This is a genomic window from Agrobacterium sp. SUL3, assembly GCF_001263295.1.
GTDB lineage: Bacteria > Pseudomonadota > Alphaproteobacteria > Rhizobiales > Rhizobiaceae > Agrobacterium > Agrobacterium tomkonis.
Map to the genome: position 1 here is coordinate 704,665 of NZ_KQ414499.1, position 12,102 is coordinate 716,766.

A 12,102-nucleotide genomic window follows, 5' to 3' on the forward strand; every position below is an offset into this window, starting at 1 on the left:
TCTTTGATTACTTTGGATACCGGCAGCGACAAATACACACTCGACGCGGGGGCCGCAGCCTTTTTTACGATTGCAGCAGGAAATCTTCCCGCCCAGGACACTGTCGTGCTCCTATGTAACGATGAAATCAGCATAGACCGGAATATGGTCGCTCGGTCGATCATCAGCCTTCGCACCAGTGCCCGAGGTATGAGCTTTCGAGATTTCGTGGGCAATCGTTGCCGCGCCCGGCTGCAACGTCAGCCAGAATTCAGGGTCTCTAAGCGCTGGTGTTACCAGAATGTGGTCAATCAGTTCGCGCGTAATGCCGCGCTTTTCGGGACTTCTGAACTCGACGGTGTAGGCCTCTGTGCTGCGGAGCTGCGCCTCATCGAGCACATGATCGAGCAAAGCACTCTGCCGACGAAAGCTGCCACGCAGCTCGTCGACCAGGCTCTGCATCAGAAACTCCTTCTCGAAGACGCTCCGAGTGAAGCCGTCGTTTAAGTCCCCCATGACGATCACGCCGCTGGCATTCTGCCGCTCCAGGATCACGTTTGTTATGTGGCGTCGCAGTGCTGCGACATCAGCGCTGAGCTTTTGACGTGATAGGATCGCCTCACGCATTGCTGCTGGCTCTCGCGCAGCAAACTTCGCCTTGCTAAAGCCGCTGGTGAACTGGCTCTTGGTGTGGGCGACGACAAGGTGTATCGGCTTGTTGTCGTCTTCGCCTGCCAACCTGATCAGCGCTGGAGGACGCGCCATCTTGTATTTCTTGGCGTTGTTCATTTCGCCCCACGGCTGGAACTGAACCGGTTTCAAGAGCCTCTTGTAGTAGACACTACTTGAATCGTATGGCGTTGCTTTTATGGGGCAATCATTTCGAACCAGCGCATAGATGCTTTGCGAACCGGATTCGATTCCCGACGCTGTGTAGCGGCCGTCCAGGAACTCGTCCGAAAAGAACTGCATCTGGCTGAGTTTCGAAGGCCCTTCCTGCACGCCAATGATGTGGGCATCTAAACCCTTTATTACACCGGCGATCCGTTCGGCGACACCGCGCGGATCAGTCGGGAAGCGTCCCATACCTTTCGCGGGCTCAGTTCGAAGCTTAGCTTCACCTTTCAAGAAGAGGTTATTCATCCATTCGATGTTGTATGTAGCAATTCTCAGTGTAGACATCACGGCTCCTCCCTCTAAGCGGTTTCATGATAAAGCGCGGCCTGCATGGCATGGACCGCCTGTTCAAATGCGGCTTTGCCGCCAAAGGCGCGGACAAGTTCGATAGCGGTGCCGAGCGTGTTGGCTGGCGGTATCTTCAGCACGTTCGTGTCGTCGAGGTTCATAACGCCTTCATCGGCATACTTGGACAAGAGCACATCAAGCACGGCGCGCGCCTTGCCTTCATAGCGGGCAAAGACGTCGCGCTTCTTCACATTGTCGGCACGCTCCTGCCGCGTCAGCGGTTTGCGATCAAAGGCGATGTGGCAGACGAGGTCGAAGGGATCGAGGTCGATGCCAAGCTCTTTGGCGATCATGTCTAGTGGCAGTCCTTCGGCCGCCAGTTCCTTCACCAGCGCATCCTTACGCTCTTCCGACTTCCACCGACGCAGGAAATCATCAAGGCTTGCAAAATGCCGAAGAAGGGCCGCCTTGGTGAAATCGCGCAGGCTTTCGGTGACGAGCTTGCCATTGGCATCGAGATATTCGACCCGCTCGGCGATGACCTTTGCGCTGATACCGTCGACATAGACCTTCTTCTGGCGTTCACCGCCTCCGCCCGGGAACGTCACGTCCTCGTCACCGGTGGTCGGCGGCTCGGTGGTGTAGCCGTCCTGGTCGTTGTCTTCGAAGCCGGGAGGCTCCGCATCCGGCGGAGTAATGGGATCGTTCTCGCCCGCCACATAAATCTGCACCGGATCGCCATCAAATTCGGGATCGGCGAAGTGGTTCGTAGCCCCGCGAAAATCCATGAGGGTGAAGTAAAATTTCTGCGTATCCTTATGCACGCGCGTGCCGCGGCCAACGATCTGCTTGAACTCCGTCATCGAGCCGACGGGGCGGTCCAGCACGATGAGACGGCAGGTCTGGGCGTCGACGCCGGTAGACAGGAGGCGCGACGTGGTGACGATCACCGGGTAGCGCGATTCCGGATCGATGAAGTTGCCGATCTGCGCCTGGCCGAGCATGTCACTTCCGGTGATGCGCATGACATAGCGGCCGTTTTCGTCGCAGAGGTCCTTGTTGTCGTTGATCAGCGCCTGGCGCATGCGGGCGGCATGCTCCTCGTCGACGCAGAAGACAATCGTCTTCTGGTATCGGTCGCCGCTCTCCTTCAGGAATTCTGTCACCTTGGCAGAAACCAGGTTGGTGCGGTCGTCCAGCACCAGCGTGCGGTCGAAATCCTTGGCATTGTAGATGCGGTCCTCGACTTCCTCGCCGTCACGGTCAAGTTGGCCCTTTTCCGGCCGATACCCTTCAACGTCGCGGTCGATATGGACCTTGATCACCTTGTAGGGTGCGAGAAAGCCGTCGCTGATGCCCTGCTTCAGGGAGTACGTGAACACCGGTTTGCCGAAATAGGCGGTGTTGGACACATATTCCGTCTCCTTCGGCGTCGCCGTCAAACCGATCTGGCTGGCAGCGGAGAAATACTCCAGGATTTCCCGCCAGGCGGAATCTTCGGCAGCACTGCCGCGGTGGCACTCGTCGATGACGATCAGGTCGAAAAAATCCGACGAGAATTCGCGGAACAGTTTTTGCCGCTCCTCGGGGCCGGTGATCGCCTGGTAGATACCGAGGTAGATTTCGAAAGAGGTGTCTATACGACGCTTGCGATCCAACGCCAGCGGCACATCCACTTCAGTTCCGTCCGAGCGCTCGATCGTCTTCGACTTGGTGGAGAGCTTGGCCATCGCGCCACCAAAGGGGCGAAAGTCGTTGACCATGGTCTGATCGATGAGCACGTTGCGATCTGCCAGAAACAGGATGCGCTTCTTGCGGCCGGCCTTCCACACACGCCAGATGATCTGGAAGGCGGTGTAGGTCTTGCCGGTCCCGGTTGCCATGACCAACAGGACTCGATCCTGCCCTTTAGCGATGGCCTCGATCGCGGCATTGACGGCATTTACCTGATAGTAGCGCGGAGCCTTGCCGCTGCCGTCATCATAGTAGTCTTGAAGCACCAGTGCTTCGGCGGACGTGTCCAGACCTTTCCATCGGCGGTAGAGCCGCCAAAGCTCATCCGGCGTCGGGAACTGGTCGAGATGGAGATTTTCTTCCTTCAGGTCCCGCAGGCCAGTGCGATCATGAAACACGAAGCCGTCGCCATTCGAGGCAAACACGAAGGGGATAGCGAGCGTCTCGGCGTATTCCAGCCCCTGTTGCAGGCCGTCGCCCACCGCATGATTGTTGTCCTTCGCCTCAATCAGAGCGATCGGGATGTTCGGCTTGTAGTAGAGAACGACATCTGCCTTCTTGGCGTTGCCGCGAGCGACGAGCTTACCACGCACGGTGATCCGGCCCTTGGTGAAGAAGACCTCTTCGCGGACCTGCAGCATCATATCCCAGCCGGCCTGCTTTACGGCCGGCAAGATGAATTTCGTGCAGATATCGCGTTCTGTCAAAGAGCGCTTGTCCATCCGGTTGCCGTTCCCCCGCATTCCCATTGATTACGAATATGAATAGTGTTCGCAGCGCGATTGCAACCCAGAGAACAGGCAATCATGAATTGCTGAGTATTATCGATTCCTCTGCAAACGGCGTGATCAGGAGTAATGGAGGGAAGACGTTGGGAAATAATGGAACGCCGTTCGCGGAATGATGCTGCACGCCTGCAAAGGAAATGTGAGCTGACACCGCTGCACTGTGCCATCAACATCATGGTTGAGAGACCATAGGTCGAGACTTGAGATGCCATTTGGGCCGGAACGGAAACAGTCCATCCGAGTACCTATCGGTAAGCGCTTCGAAGACGTCCTCGCTCTCTCGGACATCGAATCCCTGGCGCTCCAAGTCAGCGACGATGGCTTCGGACAGCTTGTCCAGAGCGAGCCGTGCATCTTTCCGACCCTGAGCCGCCACGATCATTTGCCACAAAAGCACTCGCGCGAGATCGTCCCGCGATGGCCGGCGTCGAGCCTTGGCCTCGTCTCTGACACTCTGCTGACGTGCCGCCTGCTCGGCATTGCGCTGCTTCTTCGATTTCCTGGTCATTGCGTTGTCTCCTTGTTGTGGAGCCTCAGCGTCATTGTCGGCGATGCAAGGAACAAGCGCGGCTGCCTGTGTTGACATTTCGGAGGAGGAATCTGGATCGCCGGTCGAGCAACCGTTGTTCCGCAAACGTGGTTTGCATCGGAATCGGCATTCGGGACATTGGCAACGACAGAATTGGATCAGGAATCGCGGAAGGGTAAATTGAGACAATGTGTTTCGAATTGCCGGGAACGTAGGACAGGGTATGCCTACCTTGATCCGACGTGAGCTGACATGCAGATGACGTCATCCAATGTAAAGCCGGTTGCCGTCAGATCAGGATGACGCACACCGACGACGGGTCACCCGACCACGCCCGAACGACGTCGGGACCGGCGCCAGAATCGCATTTCCGTAAATCGGAATCGATGTCCGCGATTTTGGAATCGGCGTTCGGGAATTCGGAATCGGAGTGGCGCCGGTCGGAATCGCGGTTTCGGAGCCACTCCGCTCATTTTCGTCAGGTTTCAGGCTCGTTCGAGGTCCTGAGCAGCGCCCTGACCTCCTCACCGGTCATGGCCCCGACCTCCTTCAGCCGTTTGGCGATGGTAATGAGTTCGTCCCGTCTGTTCTCAAGCAGGTTTCGCGCTGTCGCTTCGGCGGTCACCAGGCGAGCATTGACTAGCTCAGCAAGATGCCGATCAAAGCTGAGCTCATTGATCGAGCTAGCCACGGATCGATAAAGCAGCGGCTGATGATCGGAGAACCCGAGGCGGGTCTCGGCGGCAACGGCATGGTCGGTCGCCCGTGCGAGATCGCTATCGTCGTAGCCACCCGCGCCGGCAACTGTATCGCCAAATACAAGCAGCTCTGCCGTTCGGCCTGCCAGCATGCAGGCGATGCTGCGCATCAACCAGTCCTGGTTTTGAACGAGATGCCGATGCTGCCGGCTGACCACTTGCCCCATACCACCGATCCCAATACTGACGGTCATGACCTCGGCAATCCCGGTGTCACAGAACGCGATCGCATGACCGACCTCATGAATGGCATTGCGCCAGCGCACCTCGTCCGAGAGTTTCAGCTGATCGGCCAGCAGGGCTTGCTCAAGATCGCTCCAAGTGAGCGACCTCTGCTGCCGTCTGGTTTGCCGTCTGACGTCACGAACAAGCCGCTCGATGTCGGCTCCGGTGCTGCCAGACGCCAGCAAGGCGAGCCGTTGAAGATCGGCATTCTGGTTTGGTGTGGTCATGGAACTGGCTTCAGACATTTTGGGATACTCCGCGATTGGATTGGTCGATGACATCGGCCTCATCACTGGTGGCAAGGGCTCGACGCTGGCGGTCGGCCTTGATCGCTCTGGAGCCGCCCGACGGTGCAGTTGCCAAGACGTCGGCGAGATCAGCTCCGAGATGGTACGCAAGAATGCCGACCAACCCCTCAGTGTCCGGCATGGGGATCGCCACATGTTTCTCCAACCGCCCCGACCGCAACAATGCCGGATCGATCTTTTCCGGCAGGTTGGTCGCCGCAACAACGATCACGCCCTCGGTCTTCGATGCGCCATCGAGAAGCTCAAGCAGCCGATTGATCAGCGAGTGCCAATAGTCATCATTTGGGCCCCGTCGGTCTCCAAAACGGCTGTTGATGTTGTCGATCTCATCGATGAACAAGATGACCGGCGCATTCTCCCGCGCCAGTTCAAATGCCCTGGACATGCGCTTTAGGACATCACCGAGATAACCGGGCTCAAGCCACGAGGCGACGGACGTTACCAGCAAAGGAACCTGTAACGTATTGCAAAGAGCGCGGGCATAGGTCGTCTTTCCTGTGCCTGGTGGCCCTGACAGCATCAGCTTCGTACTCATCTCGCTCCAGGCCAGCCCGCCATCGCGCCATAGCTGAAGGTCGGTCTTGAGATCGAGCGCCCAATCGCGCGCCTCGCCATAGCCCGACAGTGTTTCGACCCGCAGCGCACGCAGACGGCTGTGTTCCGGATTGACAGGATCGACGGATGCGCTGCCGCTGCCTTCATTCTCTGATGCCTCAGCAGGCTTCACAGGCCGAACAACGTCGATCCCATCCAAGGACTTTGGTTCATCATCACCGTCCTCGATCAAGAAACGGCTTTTGACCTTCGGTCGGCCTGATCGGTCACTGCCACGCCCCGAACCACGATCGTCGTCATCATCGTCAGACGTTTTGGAACGTGCCCGCTCACCGAGAGCCTTGAGGACCGACAGGATGTGTTCGAGACCGTGGCCTGAACGAATGGCCAGTGCCAGCGTGTCGATCGACAAACCTTCCAGGTCAAGCGCCATCTTTTCCATCAGTCGCAGCGACTGCGTTGGCGCGATGCCGAGACAAATATGCAGAAGTTCGGCAATCAGCTCATGGTCGAGCCCACCAGTCTCAAGCACGATGTCGGCCGTCATCGACACAAATGGCGGAAGCGCTGACTCCGTTTCATCGGCAAGGACGACGGGTGCCGAGCGCTCAAGCAGGACATCCACAAGAAACCGGCTGAGCGAACGTTCGACTGCTTTCGGCACATCTGTTCCGGCCAATGTCTTGATCGTCTTGCGGGTCTTTCCGCGGCGGCGATCACCATATCCGTCCGAAAGCGGGCTGCTTCGATGGACATCTTCGAGTTTCGTCCAGTAGGGCAGGATCAAGCCATCTTCAAGCATCAGGCCGAAACGCCGTTCGAAACGGCCAACCGGTGCCTTGATCAGCACGAAGGCTCCTGGCTGCCGAAGAACGGCTGACAGCGCCGACAGGTCAGGGACGCTTGTACCAACCGCGCGGGCAACCAACAGAGCCACCGCGACATGGGCAACGCTTGGCGGCGCAATGTGCTGACGAAGCAGCGCCAGGAATTGCCTGGACGTCGATGACGACTTTTCCGGAACCGACATTGCATCGCCCGAGGTCGGCTTCAGGCGGGCAGCAGCGGTCGAGGTATTCCGTTTGCTTTTGACATTCCCGCCCGAGCGAGCCTTTTCACGAGGCGGCTCCCCTGGAAGGTCCTGAAGCAGCATGTCGAGTGTTGTCGTCTTGTATGGCGCTTTTCCGAGACGTCGCTCGAGTTCGGCCCGCACTCTGCTAGGTTCAGCGTCGAGCAGGCGCAAGCACTGTTCAGGGACGCGCCAGATCGTGCCTGACGTTTCATCGCCTTCAATGATGAAGTCCGCCTCCAGCAATCCGACAACGGCGGCCCGCTCGTAGAGATCGAGGATGGACAGCCGCCGAATGCGGGCCAGCAGATAACGGGTGATACGATCCGTCAGCGTTTCCATCATGCGCCCTCCCCGTTTCCACGGGCCTTACCAAGGTCCGGCACCCCATCGATGGCGAGCAGCTGTCGATTGCCCTCCAGCCAGTCACGCAACATCAGCGCCGTTGGATCGCCAGCGGCACACAATGCCAGCAGTTGCTCTCGGAAGATTTTGGGGACGCTGCTCATCGCAATGCCCTTGCGTCGGGCAAAACCGATCACGACCTGCGCGACGATGGCCGGATCGGGCAAAGATGTTGGCGTTGCCGCACACATTGCGATCGCCCGAGGAATGGCCTGCGACCTGGATGTCGCACTCTGGCTGGTCGCGCCTTGCAACTTCGCCAGTCGCTTCGACCGGCTGGATGCCACGGGTGTCGAGGATAGCTGTTCTGAAGGGGTATTGGGGAAAGCGATGACATTGGATGTGGGTCGGCGCATGGCAGACGTCTCCTGCCGCCGAACCTGACTGTCCGGCGTGAATGATGAAACGGAAAGTGGAAAGACGGTCGGTGGGGCCGCTCAGCCCGTGCCGGTCTTCGGACTGCGGGCAAAACCGACGCGAATTTGGCCACGATCAGCAGCCCTTTCGTTCTCGGTGACCGCTTGTTCTGCTACGACCAGCGACGCGTTTCCCTCGCCCTCGGCGACATCGGCTATGGCACCGCGGTGATCCGGTTGCTTTCCTGGGGCCAAGGCATGCCTTGCCAGTGTCCAGTTCTCGTCGATCCTGGCATGGAAGCATTCACGCAGCATGCCAAGCGCCTGACCGGCCCCGCCAACCTCGACGAGATGATCGAGATCACTCAGCGGCCACACACCACCGTCGATGTCGGAGCGCTGGTTTTCTGCGTTCAGAATGACGACGCGGACTTCTTCGGCCACGAGCCGATGATGCTCGCGGTACAGAAGATCGGGAACAACGAGCGCCGCCGCCAGCATCCGAGATTTGAGGTCGTTGATGCGGGAGAGTTCGTACGAGCCAAGGCTGCGTTTTACGTCGATGACATGCGCGAGCTTCGTCTTCCTGTTCACAAGGATCAGATCAGGCGTATAGGTTTTGCGCCCGCCGGTATCTGCATCGAGTGTGAGGGAACGAAAGTGCTTTGGGTCGTTTTTCTCGACGAGCTCAAGCGCCGTCTTCGTGACCGGCAGCCGCAGGTTTTGCGTCAGTACCACGAGGTCGGGGTTGAGGCCGGCGATGATGCCGATACCGCGCTCAAGCAGCCGACCTTCCTGGATCGGGATGGCACGCAGGATTGCGGCGGCTTCATTGACGCCTCCGGCAAGTGCGTTGGAAAGTGCGCCTGCCGAGAACGGCTGCGCAGACAATTCGCCAATGAGAATGTCGAAGCGAAGCTTCAGGGCGTCGAGATCGACGGCATGCGGATAGGCTGGCGCGCTAGGCGCGCCCGAAAGAATGGTCGTCATGATAGTACTCCTGCTGACGATGACGATCAGCCCGCAGACTTCAGGCGCGCGGCTTCCGACGCGGAAATGATTTCCGTATCCGGCAGCCAGCAAGCTTCAATCGAAGCCGTGTCGAAGTCAGGGATGATCAGTTGAGTGGGTCAAGCGATTGCCGGTGCAGAGGCACGCCCAAAAACACGAGAAGCCAACCACCGCTGCGGCGACAGGCGTTCATCAACAGGATCAGGAGACGGAGAAGCTTCCCGTTCGGAAGCAAAGCAGGTAAGGGTCGACATAGCCCAAGGCCTTTCCAAAGAAGGTTACGGGTCAGGCCCTCGTTCGATGTTGGCGCATCGGCGGGGGCCGCTAAGTGTCTGCAGACATTCAGTTTCTGCTGACACCATCGACATAGCCCGGAGATTCGTGTCCGGCAAGCCGGTTAGAACACACCCGGAACAAAGAGCTCCGGTATGGTTAACGAAACCGCAGGCCATTCTTAACCAAGCGATCAGATTGGTCGGCATCAACCGTCCGAAACGGCTTGCAACTTCAGCAATGACCGCTATGTAAGCAATCACGACAGTGTCGTCCCAAGCGGTTGTGAGCGTGAGAGAGAACCGATCCTGCGTCAGAGAGCTCTCGACGGTAAATACCGGCTCACACGGTCCCGTCATCGTTTTTTTCCGACAATTCCGAAGATCAAACGATGCGCTATGCGCAGGGAGACGACGATGGCTGACACCTTATACCCCAACCACCAAATTGACACGACGTCCGATCCCTATCTCGAACACCTCCTTACGTTCATCCAGATGAACGCCGAGATGGAGCGAGGCTTCGGACCGGCAACCGCCTTGCTGCAACACGCAAAGACCTTCGAGCCGGCGGACACCAATCCCAGCTGGTTTACACTTGGGCCTGCGAAGCAATGCTTCGATAACGTCACGCGGATTGTCATCGAACGACTGGATGCTGGCGATACCAGCATCCACTACGCCGAAGGCTATGCGATGGACGAATTGGGGATTCCGATGCAACACGCCTGGCTTGTCGACGCCGATGGAAAGGTGATCGATCCCACATGGCGCGACGTGGCCGACAATCTGTATTTCGGGGTCGTGTTCGAGACGGACTTCGTCATCAACCTGCTACGGAACAAAAAGAGCGCCGGTATCCTCGTAGATGTGGCGGGCATGCGCCGACACTACGGAACGCCGGAGCTTTTCGAACAGGGCATCTTTCGTAACGTGGCCCCCTGATCAATAGACCTCTCCGAGCCGGTGCGTCACAAATTTCGTGCGCCGGCTTGGAACGGCAAAATTTCCCACTAGGTTTCGTCCACAATTGTCTTTCGTAGAGCCTTCATGACCAAGAACGTCCTTTTTTATGCTCGCTACTCGACCGAACGTCAGAACGAGGTGTCGATCGAAACCCAGATCGAACTCGGCCGCGCTTTCATCCAGAGCCGCGGATGGAAGCTGATCGAAGTCTTCACCGACCACGCGGTGAGCGGTACGAGCTATACAAAGCGCCGCGGCATTCAGGCTCTACTGGCAAGAGCCAAAAAACGAGATATCGATATTGTCCTGTGCGTCACGGTGGACCGCATCTCGCGCGACGCCGAACACGGGAACGGCTTCCTCAAGCGATTAAAGTTCGAGGATATCGAACTATGGACGGTCCACGGGGGGACAGCGGTAACGGACATTGAGATGGGCCTGCGCGTCACCCTGAGCCAGGAACTGATCGAGCAGATCAGGTACCGTACCCGGGAAGGCATGAAGACCGCCGTTCGTAAGGGCAAGGCGACAACCTGTCTGGCCTACGGCTATCGAGTAAAGCTTGAATATGACGGTAATGGCGACCGCATTCCCGGGCTCCGCGAGGTTAACGAAGAGCAAGCCGAGATCGTCCGATGGATTTTTGAGCAGTACGCACTTGGGAGGTCGCCGAAGGAACTCGCCTTCGATCTGAACAACCGCGCACCCGTGCTTCCAGGCCCACGAGGGCTAAAGTGGCGGGACACAGCAATCCGCGGTCACCGAGACCGAGGTGCCGGCATCCTAAACAACGAGACCTATGTCGGTAGGCTCGTCTTCAACCGGCGCAATTTTCGGAAGAACCCGGAAACAGAGAACCGCGAAGCACGGATGAATGACAAGAGCGAGTGGGTTGTCGGTGAAGTACCGGCACTCAGGATCGTGTCCGACGAACTGTGGGCGAAGGTCAAGAAGCGCCAATTGGAAGTCGAGGCAAGTTTCAGCCACACGACGACCAACCGCCTAAACCGAACCCACCGCCCATCTTACCTGCTCAGTGGATTGCTTGAGTGCCAGCATTGCAGCGGACCCTACGCTATCATGGCGAAGGACCGCTATGGCTGTACCAATCGTCAGAAGAAACTACCGATCGAGCATCAGGGCAACATCGTCTGCACCAACTCCAAAACGATCAGCCGGCACGAGTTGGAAAGCCGAATCCTCGACGCTATTCCCGCGCGTCTGCTTTCAGTCGAGAGCACGGCATCGATCCAGGACGAGATTAATAGGCAGCTGTCAGCTACCAGTAAGGGCGGCGAACGTAATGAGGCAAAGCTGCGCGCCAATCTACGAGAGATTTCTCACAAACAGGATGTCGTCGCAGGGCAGATTACCCAGCGCATCATGAATGGCCAACCGCAGATCGAAGCCTTCAACAAGATGCTCGATGACCTCCAGAAACAGCGTGAAGAGCTTGAGGCCAGCCTTGCAAAAACGACCCGAAAGAGAAAAGGGCCGCCGAAGACTTTTGTCGTGAACCCATCCATGTATTCCGCAGCCATCGACGCCCTAACGGCAATGGTGCGCACCGGTGTAAGCGAACACGATGACGTTCAGCGACATTTCAACTTCGTGAGGCAATTGGTTCAGAAGGTCGTCATCGCGCCATCGGCGGACGGCAAATCGGCCGACCTGACCATTCACGGCCATCTGGCCGCCGTCCTGGCGTCGATGCAGGCGTTCCAGGAATATAGTGCCGGTTTGACTGAGCGTCATAGAAACGATTTCGCCCGCCGGGTTAGGGCGGGTGAGTTCAATGATCAGTCGGAGAAGCTGGCGTATCTTGAACGCTTCCGTGCTGTTCTCGCAGAGGCGGAAGCTGACTGGAAGCTGTTACAAGTTTCAGTGGTTGCGGGGGCAGGATTTGAACCTGCGGCCTTCAGGTTATGAGCCTGACGAGCTACCGGGCTGCTCCACCCCGCG

At 58.0% G+C, this 12,102-nt stretch carries 9 protein-coding genes, 1 tRNA gene and 1 pseudogene; 2 read left to right on the top strand and 9 right to left on the bottom strand.

Annotated features, from left to right (window positions below; translation table 11 throughout):
- Positions 1–111: 111 nt before the first annotated feature.
- From AKG12_RS07245 to AKG12_RS07275, 7 genes are all read right to left on the bottom strand, one after another.
- Complete coding sequence (locus AKG12_RS07245) at positions 112–1,161, bottom strand: endonuclease/exonuclease/phosphatase family protein (RefSeq protein WP_052818329.1); 1,050 nt, start codon at positions 1,159–1,161, stop codon at positions 112–114.
- Positions 1,162–1,175: 14 nt separating this feature from the next.
- A complete protein-coding gene (gene hsdR, locus AKG12_RS07250; RefSeq protein ID WP_052818330.1) occupies positions 1,176–3,620 on the bottom strand; it encodes an EcoAI/FtnUII family type I restriction enzme subunit R in 2,445 nt (814 codons plus the stop codon).
- A 238-nt stretch (positions 3,621–3,858) separates the two neighbouring features.
- Positions 3,859–4,194 carry a hypothetical protein gene (locus AKG12_RS07255; RefSeq protein WP_052818331.1) on the bottom strand — a complete coding sequence of 112 codons (336 nt, stop codon included), beginning with the start codon at positions 4,192–4,194 and terminating at the stop codon, positions 3,859–3,861.
- A 499-nt stretch (positions 4,195–4,693) separates the two neighbouring features.
- Positions 4,694–5,443 (bottom strand): ATP-dependent metallopeptidase FtsH/Yme1/Tma family protein, encoded by a 750-nt coding sequence (locus AKG12_RS07260; protein ID WP_052818332.1) that lies wholly within the window; start codon positions 5,441–5,443, stop codon positions 4,694–4,696.
- The gene (locus AKG12_RS07265; RefSeq protein ID WP_052818333.1) at positions 5,436–7,475 is read right to left on the bottom strand and encodes an AAA family ATPase; all 2,040 of its coding nucleotides are present in this window, start codon (positions 7,473–7,475) and stop codon (positions 5,436–5,438) included. The genes AKG12_RS07260 and AKG12_RS07265 overlap by 8 nt, the downstream gene beginning before the upstream one ends.
- The gene (locus AKG12_RS30180) at positions 7,472–7,891 is read right to left on the bottom strand and encodes a hypothetical protein (RefSeq protein WP_156316033.1); all 420 of its coding nucleotides are present in this window, start codon (positions 7,889–7,891) and stop codon (positions 7,472–7,474) included. The genes AKG12_RS07265 and AKG12_RS30180 overlap by 4 nt, the downstream gene beginning before the upstream one ends.
- Before the next feature lie 81 nt (positions 7,892–7,972).
- Positions 7,973–8,881, bottom strand: coding sequence for a hypothetical protein (locus AKG12_RS07275; protein ID WP_052818335.1), 909 nt, complete (start codon positions 8,879–8,881; stop codon positions 7,973–7,975).
- A 710-nt stretch (positions 8,882–9,591) separates the two neighbouring features.
- Here AKG12_RS07275 and AKG12_RS07285 point away from each other — a divergent pair.
- Together AKG12_RS07285 and AKG12_RS30980 are read left to right on the top strand one after the other, a co-directional pair.
- Entirely contained in the window at positions 9,592–10,119 is a 528-nt protein-coding gene (locus AKG12_RS07285; protein ID WP_052818337.1) for a hypothetical protein, read from the top strand.
- Between the two features lie 105 nt (positions 10,120–10,224).
- A pseudogene (locus AKG12_RS30980) lies at positions 10,225–11,340 on the top strand (recombinase family protein); the annotation flags it as partial.
- Positions 11,341–11,688: 348 nt separating this feature from the next.
- On the opposite strand, the gene AKG12_RS30985 reads toward AKG12_RS30980, so the two are convergent.
- Together AKG12_RS30985 and AKG12_RS07300 are read right to left on the bottom strand one after the other, a co-directional pair.
- Positions 11,689–11,895: a hypothetical protein gene (locus AKG12_RS30985; RefSeq protein WP_052818339.1), complete on the bottom strand. Its 207-nt coding sequence runs from the start codon at positions 11,893–11,895 to the stop codon at positions 11,689–11,691.
- 130 nt (positions 11,896–12,025) lie between these two features.
- Positions 12,026–12,102: transfer RNA gene (locus AKG12_RS07300), tRNA-Met, on the bottom strand.